Origin of the sequence: Allobacillus sp. SKP2-8 (genome assembly GCF_007559355.1) — a bacterium.
Taxonomy (GTDB): Bacteria; Bacillota; Bacilli; order Bacillales; family Alkalibacillaceae; genus Allobacillus; species Allobacillus halotolerans.
This window is the reverse complement of record NZ_VMHF01000011.1, coordinates 16,668-34,095: the sequence shown is the minus strand read 5'-3', so window position 1 is coordinate 34,095 and position 17,428 is coordinate 16,668. Positions and strand designations below refer to the sequence as shown.

Here is a 17,428-nt window from a genome sequence, read left to right as displayed (position 1 = left end):
TTTTTCGACGGCTTCGCATGGTTTTTCGATGGCTTCTCGCGGTTTTTCGACGGCTCCGCATGGTTTTTCGATGGCTTTGCGCAGTTTATCAGCGGCTCCACATGATTTTTCGACGGCTTCTCGCAGTTTTTCGACGGCTTCGCGCAATTTATCAGCCGCTTCACCCCATTTATCAGCGACTCCGCATCATTTGTCGACGGCACGCTTTTATCCACAGGACGTGTTCGGTTTGAATGAAAGTTCCCTTATTTCCTGGCCACTGAATCGCCACCAATACGATCCACAATTCAACTACTCAGATCCATTTCAATTAAAAATCAAAACGAATTCTTAGCAGAACCGATTATCTAAGCCAATTTTAAAACGATTTGACGGAATCAATCATTTTCAATCTGTTTTTATCCACAATACCTTTTTGCACCCCGTTATCAAGTTATCCACATGTGAGTAGAACAACTATCTTTTTTCATTTTTTATTCACAGCCCCATTCGACAAATTACCCACAAATTCAACAGTTGTGGACAATTTTTTTTAACACAGCTATGAGCTATGTGGATAAGTTGATTTTACATTGAAATATCAAGGTGAGTTTGATATGATTATATTGTTTTAATTGTGAATAAGTAAATACAACAATATGAGTTTTCCACAGTATGTGAATAATATGTGGATAGTTAACCACAGCTTGTTAGAAAAGATATCTACAGAGCTGTGGATTTTGTCGATAGATGTCATTTTCCCACGTTGTTAAATGAACCATCCATCCACAGGTAAATTGAACCACCGATTGATGAAAGGATGCTTAATTTTGGATAATTTACAGGCATTATGGAAAGAAACGTTAACTGAAATTGAAAATAAAGTGAGTAAACCTAGCTTTGATACGTGGCTGAAATCGACAGAGGCAAAATCTGTTGAGGGCGATAAACTTGTGATCGCTGCTCCAAATGAATTTGCACGAGATTGGTTGGAAAGCAGTTATGCCGGCCTGATCTCCGAATCATTTAAACAAGTATCAGGCTCTCATTTGGAACCTAAATTCGTTATTCCAAATCGAAACAGCATGGATGATTACAATAAACAACCAATTAAAAAATTCCCGAAAAAAACAGCAGAAATGAATGACAGAACAATGCTGAATTCCAAATATACATTTGAAACCTTTGTCATAGGATCAGGGAACCGTTTCGCCCATGCGGCATCTCTTGCCGTAGCTGAAGCACCAGCCAAGGCATACAATCCACTATTCATATACGGTGGTGTTGGACTAGGTAAAACACACTTAATGCACGCAATCGGTCACTATGTAAGAGAGCATAATCCAGATGCCAAAGTCGTCTATCTATCCAGCGAAAAGTTTACGAATGAATTCATTAATTCCATTCGGGACAATAAGACAATTGACTTTAGAAATAAATACCGAAGTGTTGATATTCTATTAATTGATGATATTCAGTTTTTGGCAGGAAAAGAACAAACACAAGAGGAATTTTTCCATACATTTAATGCGTTACATGAGGAAAATAAGCAAATTATCATTTCCAGTGATCGACCACCGAAAGAAATTCCAACATTGGAAGACCGACTTCGCTCACGTTTCGAATGGGGATTGATTACAGATATTACTCCACCTGATTTAGAGACAAGGATTGCGATTCTACGGAAAAAAGCAAAGGCAGATGGATTGGAGATTCCAAATGAAGTAATGCTTTACATAGCGAATCAAATCGATACAAACATCAGAGAATTGGAAGGTGCGTTAATACGCGTCGTTGCCTATTCTTCTCTTGTGAATGAAGATATCGATGCTTCATTGGCTGCTAATGCATTGAAAGATATTATTCCTAGTTCCCGTCCGAAGAAAATTACAATCAAAGGAATCCAGCAAATTATCGGTAGCCGTTTCAATGTACCGATCGAAGATTTTGCTGCTAAAAAACGAACAAAGTCAGTAGCGTTTCCACGTCAGATCGCTATGTATTTATCTAGGGAGATGACTGATTTTTCATTACCAAAAATAGGTGAAGAGTTTGGAGGACGAGATCATACGACCGTCATCCATGCGCATGAAAAAATAGCAAAAATGTTAGCTGATGATATTCAATTACAGAAAGAAATTGATGAATTAACAGAAATCATAAAATCTGAAGCCTAAATTGACTTGTGAACAGTGTGAATATCTCTGCACGTTTGTTTACACGTTATTCACATGTGGATAACTAACGTTTTCAAGGTATCCACTGACTTATCCACAAATCCACAAGCCCTAGTACTATGATTACTGTTTTATTCTTATAACAAATAAATATGACAAATCATTCTCAGGAGGTTCCTATGAAATTAATCATTGAACGAAACCAACTTATGAACAGTATCCAACATGTCATGAAAGCCATCTCTTCCAGACCAACCATTGCGATTTTGTCAGGTATTAAATTAGAAGCACAGCAGAACTTTGTAAAATTAACTGGTAGTGATTCAGATATTACAATTGAATCTACCATTCCTCGCGAAGAGGACGGAATGATCAACATTCATGACGTTCAACCGGGTACTGTTATTCTACAAGCGAAATTCGTATCAGAAATCGTCCGTAAACTACCTGGTGACCAAGTGGAGATTGAATCAGATGATGAACTGAACGTTACGATTCGTTCAGGCGCAGCAGAATTTAAACTGAATGGCCAGGATGCAGAAGAATATCCACAACCTGCAATCCTGACCACAGACAATCAGTTCGAGATCCAAGCAGACGTTCTTAAAAATTTAATCCGTCAGACAAACTTTGCTGTATCGACTCAAGAAACACGTCCTATTCTGACAGGTGTCCATTTCATCTTGGAAGATGGTGTATTTGAATTGGTCGCGACAGACAGTCACCGATTAGCTTCCAGAAAAATTAATTTGAACAGTGATGCAGAAAGCGTTTCTTTCAGAAATATCGTAGTTCCTGGAAAAAGCCTTTCTGAACTGAATAAGATCCTTGACGATCATCAAGAAAAAGTCTTTGTCAGCGTCTCAGATAATCAAATTCTATTTAAGACGGCGAATGTAAACTTCCACTCTCGTCTGTTGGATGGAAATTACCCAGAAACGTCTCGTCTGATCCCTGAGCAAAGCAAAACGACGGTATCTATAAAATCACGTGAATTAATGCAAACCATCGACCGCGCAAGCTTGTTGGCGCAAGATAATCGGAATAACATCGTGAAGTTGGCAACCATGCCAAATCAACTGCAAATCACTAGTCATTCACCGGAGATCGGAACAGCTGAAGAAAAAGTTGATACGATGAGTATCGAAGGAGAAGATTTAAAAATTTCCTTCAATGCAAAGTATATGATTGATGCACTTCGAGCCATTGACTCTGAAGAGATTGAGATTTCTTTTACAGGAGCGATGCGACCATTTATCCTTCGCCCACAAAATGAAGAGGAATCCATCTTGCAATTGATCACGCCGGTTAGAACGTATTAATGCAAATCTCTGTTAAAATCCGTTGTTAATATTGAGATTCGCTATCGGTGGTCGCTTTTACCCAAAGGGCATAAGGGCGACATCTGCGATCAATCGCAGTGTCTTCTTTACCGCGGGCACGGCTCGAGCCTCCTCGGCCTAAAAGCATGGCCTGCGGGGTCTCGAGGCTCGTGCTTTTCCCGCAGGAGTCGCCACCTTCGCTTCTCACAATTCAACGACTCAGTTCTATAACATTAATAAGATTTAATAGAGCCAATGCAAAAAATAATTACGACCAGCCTGGGAAAGACTTTTTTCTTGGCTGGTTTTTATATCGAGCCAATTTTATCCGAAGAAAAAGTAGCTCGAGAATATAAATTGCACATCGAATCAAATTACTGATGTGAGATCAGGAAATTAAAACAGTACGATTAATTTCCTTTTCCACCTTATTTTTAGTAAAATATAGGGATAGGCATGTAGCAGAATAAAGGAAGTGAAAACAATGGCTGAACCAATTGAAATAACGACCGAACAGATTACATTGGGGCAGTTCCTGAAATTGGCCAATATCGTTGAATCTGGTGGGATGGTTAAATTATTTTTAACGGAATTTGCCGTTTACATCAATGATGAACAAGATCAGCGCCGTGGAAGAAAATTAAAGCCCGGTGACCTGGTTGAAATACAAGGCGTTGGATCGTTTGAAGTCACCAAGTCCAGCGAATAATTCGAGGAGCTTCAACCATGTACATTGAGGAATTATCTCTAGTCAATTACCGAAATTACGATCGATTAACGATTCACTTCGACCATAAAGTGAATGTAATTTTAGGTGAAAATGCTCAAGGCAAAACAAATTTAATGGAAGCCATTTATGTTCTTGGATTCACAAAATCACATCGAACGCCAAGGGATAAAGAATTAATCCAATGGGACGCGGAGTATGGTAAAATAAAGGGAAGGGTTTTTAAGAAGAATCGCTCCCTTCCCCTTGAGGTCATATTCTCATCAAAAGGAAAAAAAGCGAAGTTCAACCATATCGAACAAAAACGATTGAGTGATTATATCGGTTCTTTGAATATTGTCATGTTTGCACCGGAGGATTTGAATCTTGTTAAGGGCAGCCCCCAAGAAAGACGTCGTTTCATTGATATGGAAATCGGCCAAATTGAACCTGTTTATATTTATCACTTAAATCAATATCAAAAAATATTAAAACAACGAAATGCTTTATTAAAAGATTTGCAACGAAGGCGGACGAAAGATACGACGATGCTGCAAATTTATACAGAGCAATTGGCGGAACATGGAGCCGCCATCTTATTTCGACGGTTTCGTTTCTTGAAAAAATTACGAGAATGGGCTGTGCCGATTCATCTTCAAATTAGTAGAGATCAAGAGAATCTTAAAATAGATTACTTATCGAAGGTAGATGTATCAGAATCTATGGATATGGAGAAAATGAGAGATACATATCTAACGGAATTCAATCGAAAAGAAGAAAGTGAAATTGAGCGTGGTACGACGTTAATCGGACCACATCGGGATGATTTGGTTTTTACGGTAAATGATCGGAATGTCCAACACTTTGGTTCTCAAGGCCAACAACGTACCACTGCTCTATCGTTAAAGCTTGCTGAGATTGAGTTGATTTATCAAGAGGTTGGTGATTATCCAGTCCTGTTGCTGGATGATGTACTAAGCGAATTGGATGATTACCGACAATCCCACTTACTCAATGCGATTCAAGGGAAGGTCCAGACATTTGTTACGACAACGAATATTGATGGAATTGCCCATGAAACGATTCGCGAAGCAGAAATTTTTACAATCCATGAAGGAAAGCTAGTCGAGAACAATGGACTGGATCGGTAAGTAGATCGACAGTTTGAGAGGGGAATTTATTTATGTTTGTTCATATTGGAGATGATAACGTCATCCGTACCGAAGAAGTGGTTGCAATGGTCGATTACAGCCTCTTCAACTCATCAACGATTATTGAAGAAATGATTTATAACCAGCGTAAAGAAAATAATGTCACCGATTCGGCTTATGAAGAAGCAAAATCAATTGTCATTACCGTCGATCATATCTATTTCAGTTCACTATCTGTTTCGACGCTCTCTAAGCGAGCTCAAATAGCAGACTTCTTGGATAGTGTTGATGACGTAATGGAAGATTCGGATTAAGTCAGGTAGCAGCAATTATAGAAAATGAAGGTGAGATAATGTCGATGGAAGATCAAATCAACAAACCAAATGATTATGGAGCTAGTCAGATTCAGGTATTGGAAGGGTTGGAAGCCGTCCGCAAAAGACCTGGTATGTATATCGGTTCAACAAGTGAAAGAGGATTGCATCATCTCGTGTGGGAAATCGTCGATAACAGTATCGATGAAGCGTTAGCAGGCTATTGTGATCATATTGAAATTACGATTGAAAAAGATAACAGTATTTCCGTCACTGACAATGGCCGAGGTATTCCCGTCGATATACAAGAAAAAGTCGGAAAGCCGGCCGTAGAAGTTATTTTAACCGTACTTCACGCAGGCGGTAAATTTGATAGCGATACGTATAAAGTTTCAGGCGGCCTTCATGGCGTAGGTGCTTCTGTTGTTAACGCTCTGTCTGAATCATTGGAAGTTTACGTCCATCGTGATGGGAAGCTATATTACCAAGACTATAAACGAGGTGTTCCTCAAAGTGAGTTGTCTGTCATTGGTGAGACGGACCTTACCGGTACAAAAATTCACTTCAAACCAGACAGTGAAATCTTTGAAACACTTGAATTCTCTTATGATTCATTAGTCAACCGGACAAGAGAACTTGCTTACTTAAATAAAAAGTTGCGGATTTCCATTGAAGACAAACGAACAGATGAAGAAAAAGATTCGTTCTATTACGAAGGTGGAATCCGAGAGTACGTAGAGTATTTAAATCGGACTCGTGAAGCTCTTCATGAGCCTATCTATGGAGAAAATGAGATTGACAATGTCGTCGTTGAATTTGCCATTCAATACAACGATGGTTTCAACAGCAATATTTACTCCTTTGCGAACAATATCCATACCATGGAAGGCGGAACACACGAGCAAGGCTTCAAAACAGCACTTACCCGTGTGATCAATGATTATGCCCGTAAAAATAATTTATATAAAGAAAGTGATCCAAACCTTATTGGTGAAGATGTCCGAGAAGGGTTAACAGCCATCGTTTCGATTAAGCATTCTGACCCGCAATTTGAAGGACAAACGAAGACAAAACTTGGAAACAGTGAAGTCAGCCAGATTACCAATTCTGCTTTCTCAGAGAAATTCACACAGTTTTTGTTTGAAAACCCGAGAGTTGCCAAACAAATTGTTGAAAAAGGTTTGATGGCATCCCGTGCACGTATTGCTGCAAAGAAAGCTCGTGAAGTCACTCGCCGTAAAAACGCCTTGGAAGTTTCAAGTTTACCAGGGAAATTGGCGGACTGTTCATCGAAAGATCCGAGTAAGGGTGAGCTGTATATTGTTGAGGGTGACTCAGCAGGTGGTTCAGCGAAGCAAGGACGCGACCGACACTTCCAAGCTATTTTGCCGTTACGAGGAAAGATTATCAACGTAGAAAAAGCGCGGTTAGATAAGATCCTCTCCAACAATGAGATTCGAATGATGATCACAGCATTAGGGACAGGCATTGGCGAAGAATTTGATATTTCGCTTGCAAGGTATCATAAAGTCGTCATCATGACAGATGCGGACGTTGATGGTGCACATATTCGAACATTATTACTGACATTTTTCTATCGTTACATGCGACCGTTAGTCGAACATGGCTATGTTTATATTGCCCAGCCACCGTTATATAAAATCCAGCAAGGCAAGAAGGTTTATTATACGTATACAGATAAAGAAATGGAAGAAGTATTGGATGAACTTCCACAAAGCCCAAAACCAGGTCTACAACGGTATAAAGGTCTAGGTGAGATGAATCCTAGTCAGCTATGGGAAACGACAATGAATCCTGAAACACGGACAATGCTGCAAGTCACATTGGAAGACGCTATGGAAGCGGATGAAGTATTTGATGTGTTGATGGGTGACCATGTTGAACCACGAAGAGATTTTATCGAGAAAAATGCTCAATACGTTAAGAATTTGGATATTTAACGAGTGATTAAAGCCGTTTGAATAAAAGCTTTCAAAAGGAGATTTCTGTGTGACTATAGGTTTGTGGCAGTGATGAATTGACCCACCTAGCGTTACGAGCTTGATCTCCCTCTCAATGATCGAACACGAGGTCATGTAATTATGATTAAGCTTTTATTCGGACTGGCTTTTGACTCATTCAAGGAGGAGTTATCGTTGGATCAAGAACGTCCAAGAGTTCAAGAAATTAATTTAAGTCAAGAGATGAGAACGTCTTTTTTGGATTATGCGATGAGTGTAATCGTCTCACGTGCATTGCCTGATGTCCGGGATGGTTTAAAACCTGTACATAGAAGAATTTTATATGCCATGCACGATTTAGGAATGCATGCAGATAAATCATATAAAAAATCTGCCCGGATCGTCGGTGAGGTGATCGGTAAGTACCATCCACACGGAGATTCTGCCGTTTATGATGCAATGGTACGTATGGCCCAAGACTTTAACTATCGTTACACGTTGGTCAATGGACACGGTAACTTTGGTTCAGTCGATGGCGATGCTGCTGCAGCAATGCGTTATACGGAAGCTAAAATGTCCAAAATTTCGATGGAACTGCTAAGAGATATCAATAAAAATACCATCGATTATGTGGACAACTATGATGGCGCTGAACGAGAGCCAGTCGTATTGCCAGCTCGTTTCCCTAACCTGCTTGTGAATGGTGCATCCGGTATCGCAGTAGGAATGGCAACAAACATCCCGCCTCACCAGCTAGGTGAAGTCATCGATGCTGTATTGGCAGTCAGTAGAAACCCAGAGATTACCATTGAGGAATTGATGGAGAACCATATCTATGGACCAGACTTTCCAACAGGTGGAGAAATTCTAGGCCGGAGCGGAATTCGACAAGCGTTTCAAACAGGAAAAGGTTCAATAACGATTCGCTCAAAAGCTGATATTGATGAAGTTAACGGCAAGCCGAGAATTATCGTCAGTGAGATTCCTTTCCAAGTGAACAAAGCAAGACTGATTGAAAAAATTGCTGAGCTAGTTCGTGATAAAAAGCTTGAAGGGATTACCGATTTACGTGATGAGTCGGACCGTGACGGTATGCGTATTGTGATGGAATTACGTCGCGATGCAAATGCCAATGTCGTATTGAATAATCTTTACAAGCAAACCGCTATGCAAACAACCTTTGGAATCAACATGCTCTCTCTTGTGAACGGGGAACCAAAAGTATTGAATCTGAAACAAACACTTGAGTACTATTTGGAACACCAGCGTGAAATCATTACACGTCGTACACAGTATGAATTGGATAAAGCGCAAGCACGTGCTCATATTTTAGAAGGTCTCCGAGTAGCATTGGACCATCTGGATGCCGTCATCGAATTAATCCGGAAATCTCAAACAGCGGATATCGCCAGAGAAGGATTAATGGAACAATACGGCTTATCCGAAAAACAAGCTCAAGCAATATTGGATATGCGCCTGCAGCGTTTAACCGGCCTTGAGCGTGAGAAGATTGAAAATGAATACAATGAGATCATGGAATTGATCGCAGAATTGAAAGCTATTTTAGCGGACGATGAAAAAGTTTTGGAAATTATCCGTGAAGAGCTGACAGCGATTAAAGAACAGTTTAACGACGAACGTCGCACAGAAATCGTTATCGGTGGAACAGACTTTATCGAGGATGAAGATTTGATTCCTGAAGAGACAATCGTCATTACACTCACCCACCATGGTTATATCAAACGTCTACCGCTTACGACGTATCGCTCACAAAATCGTGGCGGACGCGGTATTCAAGGCATGGGCACGAATGAGGATGACTTTGTGGAGCATTTATTATCTACTTCCACACATGATACGTTGCTGTTCTTTACGAATAAAGGAAAAGTATACCGGGCGAAAGGATATGAAATTCCTGAATTCAGTCGGACAGCCAAAGGACTTCCTCTTGTTAACGTGCTTGAAGTTGAACAAGATGAATGGATCAATGCCGTCATTCCGGTACAAGAGTATGATGAAGCGTCTTCCCTATTCTTTACAACGAAAAATGGGTTGTCTAAACGGACAATGTTGAATCAATACAAAAACATCCGTCGAGGCGGTCTACGTGCGATTAATTTACGTGAAGACGATGAATTAATCTCTGTACGATTAACGGACGGTGAGCAAGATATCATCATCGGAACGAAAAACGGATTGGCGATTCGTTTCCACGAAACCGATGTTCGAACAATGGGCCGTACAGCAACAGGTGTGAAAGGAATCACATTAAGAGAAGACGATGAAGTTGTATCAATGGAAATTTTACATCAAGGTAGTGAAGTACTGACCGTTACATCCAAAGGTTTCGGTAAACGAACCCCTGAAGATGAATATCGCCTACAAAACCGAGGCGGTAGAGGAATACTCACTTGTAGATTGAGCGATCGAAACGGTCATGTTTCAGCCGTTAAACCTGTATTTGGCGAAGAAGATTTGATGATCATTACTGAAACAGGTGTACTCATTCGTATGGGCTCGGAAACAATTTCCCAAACGAGTCGGAATACACAAGGTGTCCGTTTGATCCGCTTAGGTGAGGAAGAATCCGTAGCTACGGTTGCCTTGGTAGAGAAAGAAGATGTAGAAGACGAATTGGAAGAAGAAATTGATGAAGCAGTAGAAGAAAAAGAAGAACAGCTTGTTGATGAAATTGAGGAAGTTGTCGAAGAAGATGATGACCACTCAGGCGAAGAAAAATAATGTGAGGTGAATCCGCGTGAAAGTTCACCCAGACCAACTGATACCCGGTTGTCTCTTGACGAAGGATGTGATTGGCAATGCCATTCATCCACTTATTCCGAAAAATACAGTGATTGAACCGATTCATATCCAAATTTTACAAACATTTAAGATCCAAGTCGTAGACGTTGCACCTCGCTTGGTTAATGGAGATGTCTTTCGCGTTGAAAAGCGCGAAGTACCATCTGAGGATCAAAAGGAAAATGAAGTGAATGAACGAGTGAACTGGACGTTTGATGATTATTATATGAATGCTGTCAAAATTACAAAATCCATTTGCGAAGATTTAAAACGTACCAATCGATTAAATATTCAACAAGTACGGAAGCTTATGATCCCTTTAATGAAACAGGCAGAAAAGCAACGAAACTTATTTTTAAAGCTACATCAATATGGTGATAAACAGCGATATATTTATCACCATATGGTGTCAATCGCGTTATTATCAGCTAGTTTAGCGACGAAATTAGACTATAGCCAAGGCGATCGTTTAAAAATAGCATTAGCAGCCTATTTAAGCGATATGGGGATGGTTTCTGAACATGATGGCATCTATTTAAAGAATAGAGAATTGACTGAGAAAGAAACCGAAAACATTCGCATGCATCCTGTTCTTTCTTATCGGATGATCGAGCACATGTCATCCATTAGTAAGGATGTAAAAATCGCTGTCTTACAGCATCATGAACGAATAGATGGTTCGGGTTATCCACTCGGCGTGAAGGCGGAAAAAATTCATCCATTCGCCAAAGTGATTGGTGTTGTCGATACCTTCCATGCAATGATGTCTGAACGAGCATATCAACAAAAGCAATCTATCTATCATGTCGTTGAAGAACTAATGCAACGACAGGCAGGTAAGTTAGATGTTTTGACGATTGAAACGTTAATCCAAAACTATTTGACTCTGCAAGTCGGCACACGGGTAAAACTATCAAATGAACAAAAAGGCACTGTCGTCTTTGTGAATGAGTCCGAGCCCGCCCGCCCTTTTGTACAACTTGAAGATGCTAGTGAAAAAATTATTGATTTGAAAGAGCATGATCTCGATATTAAAGAGTTTTTAATAGATCATGAGACTTGATTAGATAGGTCAATATCCTTTGAGTCAGAACTCGGGCTCAAAGGATGTTTTTTTATCAACACATAGGTCGATAAAAATACTAAAAATGTTAACAAATGATAATATTTTACCAATGTTTCATGACCTGAAATCATGTATAATAATAAAGGTATTCATCCTATTTACATAAAGAAAAGTTCGTTATTTGGAGGAAAAAAACAGATGATTAAAACATATAAATCGTTAACAGCTATCGTGATGGCAACTGTTTTATTAATGGCTTCTTTTATGGTGAGTCCGCTAAAGACTTACGCCCAATTAGATAACTTGAGTGCTGAATCAGCTATATTGGTTGATGCTGCTACAGGAGAGGTCCTTTACGCGAAGAACGCGGATGAAGCTTTGCCACCAGCAAGTATGACAAAAATGATGACAGAATATCTCGTTTTGGAAGCTATTGAAGAAGGCGAGATCAGCTGGGATACACGTACAGAAATCAGTGAATATGCGTACTCTATTTCCGCGAATAATTCATTTTCAGGCGTAGGATTGCGTTTGGATCATGAATATACAGTCGAGCAGCTATATGAAGCAATGGCAATCAATTCAGATAATGCAACGAGCATTGCTTTAGCAGAGTTAATTGCTGGTTCAGAAGGTGAATTCGTGAAACTCATGAATCAAAAGGCTGAAGAAATGGGTTTGCCTGATGCTAAATTTGTGAATTCTACAGGCTTGGATAATAAAGACTTAAATGGAAAACACCCGGAAGGCACAAAAGCAGATGATACTAATTTACTGTCTGCACGTTCGACAGCGATGCTAGCTTACCATCTCGTAAATGATTTCGACCAAGCATTAGAGATCTCTAGTATTCCGAAAAAAGAATTTGAAGACCAGGAAATGGTCAATTGGAACTGGATGCTTCCAGGGATGGACAGTCAAAACTTCGAACAATTTACGTACGAAGGAATGGATGGATTAAAAACAGGTTTTACCGATTTGGCAGGATACTCCTTTGCTGGTACAGCGAAACAAGATGATACACGATTGATCTCTGTTGTCATGCGTACGGATAGCATTGAAGAACGGTTTAACCAAACCGCGAAATTGTTGGATTACGGATTTAATGACTTCAGTAGGGAAACATTGTATGAAGCGGGTCACCAAATTGAAGGTGAATCTACAATCCCTGTTTATCGTGGCAAACAAGATACGGTTCAAATAGAGTCAGCTGAAGCGATTGAAAAAATGGTACGCAACGGCGATCAAGAAAACTATTCCGTCAGTTACGAATTCGATGAAGAAATGTTAAATGAAGAAGGGGAATTAAAAGCGCCAGTTGAAAAAGGGACAGAAGTTGGACGTATGGTGCTAACTTATTCAGGTGACCATGACTACGGAAACATCGATACTCAAGACCAAGAGTCGATCTCCGTTCCCCTTGTCACAAGTGATGATGTCGAGCAATCCAACTGGTTCGTTCGATTATTCCAGACGATTGGTGATTTCTTTGTCGGTCTATTCGATAGCATAAAAGGTTTATTTTCATAATGACTTGCAAAATGTGCATACTACCGATATATTAATGGTAATAGTGAACTGAAAAGCAATGATAGGAACTAGTAATAGTGAGCGTTTCTTCAGAGAGCTGGTGGTTGCTGTGAACCAGTGAAACTCCGCTATGAATCCATCCTTGAGCTGATTGGCGAAAGCGATGCATAAGTCAATCCGGTCAAGCACCGTTAAAGCTTCCGAGTTGGGAGGAACTCTCCAACAAGGGTGGTAACGCGGGTATACAGCTCGTCCCTTCATTTACAGGGACGGGCTTTTTTATATTTCATGAGGGAGGATTCTATATGTTAGAACTGAAATATTTGCGCAGTAATTTTGCTGAGATTAAAAAAAGACTACAGCATCGTGGCGAAGATTTATCTGATTTGGATCATTTTGAGGATATGGACCGCAAACGACGCACATTGATTCAAGAAACCGAAGAATTGAAAGCACGACGGAATCAAGTATCAAAAGACATTTCACAATTGAAAAAAGAAAAACAGGATGCGGACCACTTAATCAAAGAGATGCGTGAAGTAGGCGATCGCATTAAAGCAATTGATCACGAGTTAAAGGAAGTTGAGGAAAAGTTAAATCACCTACTCCTCTCTATTCCGAATATTCCACATGAGTCCGTTCCAGTCGGCGAAGATGAAGACGACAATGTGTTGGACCATGACTGGGGTAAGATTCGCGAATTTGGCTTTGAGCCGAAACCACATTGGGACTTGGCAACGGAATTGGATATCCTTGATTTTGAACGTGCAGCAAAAGTGACTGGTAGCCGGTTTGTCTTTTATAAAGGCTTAGGCGCACGATTAGAACGCGCTTTATTGAACTTTATGATGGATTTACATGCCGATCAACATGGGTATACGGAAATGTTACCACCACAGATTGTTAATCGTGACAGCTTGACAGGAACCGGTCAGTTACCTAAATTTGCTGAAGACGTCTTTAAGTTAGAAGATCTTGATTATTTCATGATTCCTACTGCAGAAGTACCAGTAACAAACTATCATCGGGATGAAATATTGGATATCGATGATCTACCAAAGAAATATGTTGCATACAGCGCAAATTTCCGTTCTGAAGCGGGTTCTGCAGGTCGAGATACGCGTGGCTTGATTCGACAGCATCAATTCAACAAAGTGGAACTCGTTCAATTCGTGAAGCCTGAAGAGTCGTATGAAGCATTAGAAAATCTAACAGGAAATGCGGAGAAAGTACTTCAATTGTTGAAACTTCCTTACCGGGTAATGAGTATGTGTACAGGTGATTTAGGATTTACTGCCGCTAAAAAGTACGATATTGAAGTTTGGATTCCAAGCTACGAAACTTATCGTGAAATTTCTTCTTGTTCTAACTTTGAGGCATTCCAAGCGCGTCGTGCAGGTATTCGCTTCCGTCGTGAGCAAGGCGGGAAGCCAGAATGCGTCCATACATTGAATGGATCTGGATTGGCGATTGGCAGAACAGTTGCAGCCATCTTAGAAAACTACCAAGAAGAAGATGGGTCAATTACGGTTCCAGAAGTATTACGACCGTATATGGGCGGTTTAGAGACGATTACAGCACCGGGTGAAGAGTGAAAATAGGTTGTGCATTGGGAGAAGGTATATTCACCTCCTCCCTCTTCTTTTTACAGGTGATTATATAAATGTATTTTCTCGAAAAACCATCAAAACTACATTCCAGTACGACATAATTACGATAAAATAAAAGGGAAATAAATTTTCTTCAAAAAAAATCGCTAATTCGGTTGCTTAAACTTTTCGTATATGATATATTTTTAAAGTGTCAGCCAAACGGAGGAGTACCCAAGCCTGGCTGAAGGGAGCGGTCTTGAAAACCGCCAGGGGCTTTGCGGCCCGCGGGGGTTCGAATCCCTCCTCCTCCGCCATAATATTACAAGCCAAGCAGGCTAGTCTTTTGAATAAGGACTAGTCTGTTTTTAATTTGTAGGGAGCTTTCAACGGTTGCCCGAATTCCTCGTCATTCAGAAGCTTCAACATTCATTAGCTTTGCTTCAACACTTATTTGGACTTCTTCAACATTCATTAGTTCGTCTTCAACACTTAAATGAGCTTCTTCAACATTAATTGGATCGTCTTCAACATTGATTTAAAAACCTTCAACACTAATTAGCATATCTTCAACATTTAGCATAAAAAAGGCACCGACCGAAGTCAGTGCCTAGTTATTTATATGATTGTTACTCAATTTATGAATTAATAAATGAAGTTATGATCGCATTAATTTTCTCGATGTTTGAATCGATTTGCCGATTCGTTCCAACAATGGTTCGATGGATTGTTCATGATTCAAGAGATCATAATCATTGATGTTCACACGCATTACTGGGCACGTATTAAAATTGTTGATCCAATGTTCGTAACGTTCGTACATCTCTTTCCAATATTCCACAGGTGTTTCTTGTTCCATCTTTCTTCCGCGAGCTTGGATTCGGTCAAGTATATCTTCGAAAGATCCCTCCAAATAAATGAGTAAATCTGGATGTGGAAAGTATGGTGTCATGACCATGGCATCAAAAAGATTTTTATACGTATCGTAATCTGTAGGGGTCATTGTTCCTTTGTCGTAATGCATTTTTGCAAATATGCCTGTATCTTCATAGATGGAGCGATCTTGCACAAAACCGCCACCGTATTCAAAAATTCGTTTTTGCTCTTTAAAACGCTCTGCCAAGAAATAAACTTGTAAATGAAAACTCCAACGCTCAAAGTCTTTATAAAATTGATCCAAATAGGGATTCCCGTCTACTTTTTCGAATGATGTTTTGAAGTCAAGATGATTGGCCAGTGCTGAAGTTAAAGTAGACTTTCCTACGCCAACAGTTCCGGCTACAGTAATGACAGCATTTGACGGAATGCCAAATGTCGTTAGTTGATTCATGAAATAACTTCTCCTTTAAATATATGTTTTTCAACGATTGAGAGAATCTCATCCAGATCTGAGTTGTTCTTAACGAAATCCAATTTGTCGCCATCTAAACGGATAACTGGAATATCTGGGTGGTTCTGTTCAAATTCAATCATAAAATCCTCATAATCTTGTCTGATTTGTTCTAAGTAGGAAGCTTGGATATTTTGTTCGACTTCTCTGCCACGAAGCTGTATGCGTTCAATTAAGGTATCTAAACTAGCCGTTAAGTAAATGAGTACATTTGGTTTTGGATGCCCTTCGGTGAGAATATCATACACTTTGCGGTACTTCTCGTATTGGTCTTCTTTCAATGTACGTTTCGCAAAAATGGTATTTTTAAAAATATGATAATCAGAAACAACCGGTTTTCCAGCATTTAAATAATGCTTTTGAATGTCTTCCAATTGTTTATATCGATTACAAAGGAAAAACATCTCTGTTTGGAAGCTCCATTCCTCAATATTCTCGTAAAACTTTTCGAGAAATGGGTTTTCTTCGACGATTTCCCGTAATAAATGATAGTAAAAATGAGAAGCTATTTTATTTGAAAGAGAGGTTTTCCCTACTCCAATCGGTCCTTCAACAGCGATAAAAGGTACTTGCTGATTCATCTAAATCCTCCATTCAACTCATGAAAATTTATTGTCTTATCATCATACCAAAAATCACGATAAAATTGGACGGTTTTCGACAAATAGAGAAAATGATTGATTGTCCTATTTGACTCACCTATACCAAAGGGAAGCTGGTACATAAGGTAGTAGTGAATCAAATAATTAAGAGGTGATTATATGGGTTTTTATGAAGATGAATTAGATCCTTCGTTCAACGAAGGCGATTGTGGAGAATGTGGCGGCCATTGTGGCGATCAGGATTGTGTTTGTAGAACATTAAGACACATCGTGAGAGCTCAAGCGGCTACCAATAATAATGGTGGCGATTGTCAATATGGTTGTAAGCAATCCATTAAGGACCTGCTTTCCCCAACTCAGGATGTTGGAGGGAATGATACGGTTCCATTCGTTCTATACTGTGAAGGAACTTGTGAGCCGTTTATCGGGCAAAGTGTCCTGCAAGCAATGGTAGGAGGAAATCGTGTTTTTCAATGTTTTGAATCACCGATTTTCCGTGTCAATAAAGTAAAAGACAATTGCTGTGCAGAAATTGAATTGTTGCTTCCTGTGACAATGGGAGGTTCTACTCCAGGACCTGGTGGAGATGATGTATGCGATTATTTCCCTGGCAATTCCATTCGAAATCTACAACGTACAGGAATCTGTATCACAGTTGATTTGAAAAAATTCATGGGCATTTCTTGCTTAGAAGGTGTTGCAACATTACCAGTATCTGACTTTCGTTCTAGACTAAGAAGTAGTGCCGCACGTAACGAAGAGTAACAACTAAATTTTATCCTCTTTCAAAGTTAAGGCTGTTCCTTAGGGAGCAGCCTTTTTTTAAAATAGTTTTCATA

At 39.7% G+C, this 17,428-nt stretch carries 13 protein-coding genes, 1 tRNA gene and 1 other annotated feature; of the genes, 12 read left to right on the top strand and 2 right to left on the bottom strand.

The window, feature by feature from the left end; genetic code table 11:
* The first annotated feature begins 809 nt into the window (after positions 1 to 809).
* From dnaA to FPQ10_RS09230, 11 genes are all read left to right on the top strand, one after another.
* On the top strand, positions 810 to 2,156 hold the full coding sequence (dnaA, locus tag FPQ10_RS09280) for a chromosomal replication initiator protein DnaA (protein ID WP_144163238.1): 1,347 nt from the start codon (positions 810 to 812) through the stop codon (positions 2,154 to 2,156).
* 179 nt (positions 2,157 to 2,335) lie between these two features.
* The gene (gene dnaN / locus FPQ10_RS09275; protein WP_144163237.1) at positions 2,336 to 3,478 is read left to right on the top strand and encodes a DNA polymerase III subunit beta; all 1,143 of its coding nucleotides are present in this window, start codon (positions 2,336 to 2,338) and stop codon (positions 3,476 to 3,478) included.
* A gap of 484 nt (positions 3,479 to 3,962) precedes the next feature.
* Positions 3,963 to 4,187 carry a S4 domain-containing protein YaaA gene (yaaA, locus tag FPQ10_RS09270; protein ID WP_144163236.1) on the top strand — a complete coding sequence of 75 codons (225 nt, stop codon included), beginning with the start codon at positions 3,963 to 3,965 and terminating at the stop codon, positions 4,185 to 4,187.
* Positions 4,188 to 4,204: 17 nt separating this feature from the next.
* A complete protein-coding gene (gene recF, locus FPQ10_RS09265; RefSeq protein ID WP_144163235.1) occupies positions 4,205 to 5,335 on the top strand; it encodes a DNA replication/repair protein RecF in 1,131 nt (376 codons plus the stop codon).
* Positions 5,336 to 5,367: 32 nt separating this feature from the next.
* Positions 5,368 to 5,649, top strand: coding sequence for an extracellular matrix regulator RemB (gene remB, locus FPQ10_RS09260; RefSeq protein ID WP_144163234.1), 282 nt, complete (start codon positions 5,368 to 5,370; stop codon positions 5,647 to 5,649).
* Between the two features lie 38 nt (positions 5,650 to 5,687).
* Positions 5,688 to 7,610: a DNA topoisomerase (ATP-hydrolyzing) subunit B gene (gene gyrB, locus FPQ10_RS09255; protein WP_186278632.1), complete on the top strand. Its 1,923-nt coding sequence runs from the start codon at positions 5,688 to 5,690 to the stop codon at positions 7,608 to 7,610.
* A 243-nt stretch (positions 7,611 to 7,853) separates the two neighbouring features.
* Positions 7,854 to 10,352, top strand: coding sequence for a DNA gyrase subunit A (gyrA, locus tag FPQ10_RS09250; RefSeq protein ID WP_246569182.1), 2,499 nt, complete (start codon positions 7,854 to 7,856; stop codon positions 10,350 to 10,352).
* A gap of 16 nt (positions 10,353 to 10,368) precedes the next feature.
* Positions 10,369 to 11,475: an HD-GYP domain-containing protein gene (locus tag FPQ10_RS09245; RefSeq protein ID WP_144163232.1), complete on the top strand. Its 1,107-nt coding sequence runs from the start codon at positions 10,369 to 10,371 to the stop codon at positions 11,473 to 11,475.
* Positions 11,476 to 11,676: 201 nt separating this feature from the next.
* The gene (locus FPQ10_RS09240) at positions 11,677 to 13,008 is read left to right on the top strand and encodes a D-alanyl-D-alanine carboxypeptidase family protein (protein ID WP_144163231.1); all 1,332 of its coding nucleotides are present in this window, start codon (positions 11,677 to 11,679) and stop codon (positions 13,006 to 13,008) included.
* 49 nt (positions 13,009 to 13,057) lie between these two features.
* Positions 13,058 to 13,268, top strand: a binding site (T-box leader).
* A 45-nt stretch (positions 13,269 to 13,313) separates the two neighbouring features.
* A complete protein-coding gene (gene serS, locus FPQ10_RS09235; protein WP_144163230.1) occupies positions 13,314 to 14,603 on the top strand; it encodes a serine--tRNA ligase in 1,290 nt (429 codons plus the stop codon).
* Positions 14,604 to 14,821: 218 nt separating this feature from the next.
* A tRNA-Ser gene (locus FPQ10_RS09230) sits at positions 14,822 to 14,914 on the top strand.
* Between the two features lie 341 nt (positions 14,915 to 15,255).
* Here FPQ10_RS09230 and FPQ10_RS09225 read toward each other — a convergent pair.
* On the bottom strand, positions 15,256 to 15,927 hold the full coding sequence (locus FPQ10_RS09225; RefSeq protein WP_144163229.1) for a deoxynucleoside kinase: 672 nt from the start codon (positions 15,925 to 15,927) through the stop codon (positions 15,256 to 15,258).
* Positions 15,924 to 16,568, bottom strand: coding sequence for a deoxynucleoside kinase (locus FPQ10_RS09220; protein ID WP_144163228.1), 645 nt, complete (start codon positions 16,566 to 16,568; stop codon positions 15,924 to 15,926). Before FPQ10_RS09220 ends, FPQ10_RS09225 begins: the two co-directional genes overlap by 4 nt.
* A 180-nt stretch (positions 16,569 to 16,748) precedes the next feature.
* Between FPQ10_RS09220 and FPQ10_RS09215 the strand changes: the two genes are divergently transcribed.
* Positions 16,749 to 17,354 carry a CotY/CotZ family spore coat protein gene (locus tag FPQ10_RS09215; protein WP_144163227.1) on the top strand — a complete coding sequence of 202 codons (606 nt, stop codon included), beginning with the start codon at positions 16,749 to 16,751 and terminating at the stop codon, positions 17,352 to 17,354.
* Positions 17,355 to 17,428: the final 74 nt, after the last annotated feature.

Excerpts from the sequence above, each read along its gene's own strand:
- yaaA (WP_144163236.1), top strand. The coding sequence starts at position 3,963 with ATGGCTGAACCAATTGAAATAACGACCGAACAGATTACATTGGGGCAG.
- gyrB (WP_186278632.1), top strand. The coding sequence starts at position 5,688 with ATGTCGATGGAAGATCAAATCAACAAACCAAATGATTATGGAGCTAGT.
- serS (WP_144163230.1), top strand. The coding sequence starts at position 13,314 with ATGTTAGAACTGAAATATTTGCGCAGTAATTTTGCTGAGATTAAAAAA.
- dnaN (WP_144163237.1), top strand. The coding sequence starts at position 2,336 with ATGAAATTAATCATTGAACGAAACCAACTTATGAACAGTATCCAACAT.
- gyrA (WP_246569182.1), top strand. The coding sequence starts at position 7,854 with ATGAGAACGTCTTTTTTGGATTATGCGATGAGTGTAATCGTCTCACGT.
- remB (WP_144163234.1), top strand. The coding sequence starts at position 5,368 with ATGTTTGTTCATATTGGAGATGATAACGTCATCCGTACCGAAGAAGTG.
- FPQ10_RS09215 (WP_144163227.1), top strand. The coding sequence starts at position 16,749 with ATGGGTTTTTATGAAGATGAATTAGATCCTTCGTTCAACGAAGGCGAT.
- FPQ10_RS09220 (WP_144163228.1), bottom strand. The coding sequence starts at position 16,568 with ATGAATCAGCAAGTACCTTTTATCGCTGTTGAAGGACCGATTGGAGTA.
- FPQ10_RS09240 (WP_144163231.1), top strand. The coding sequence starts at position 11,677 with ATGATTAAAACATATAAATCGTTAACAGCTATCGTGATGGCAACTGTT.
- FPQ10_RS09225 (WP_144163229.1), bottom strand. The coding sequence starts at position 15,927 with ATGAATCAACTAACGACATTTGGCATTCCGTCAAATGCTGTCATTACT.
- recF (WP_144163235.1), top strand. The coding sequence starts at position 4,205 with ATGTACATTGAGGAATTATCTCTAGTCAATTACCGAAATTACGATCGA.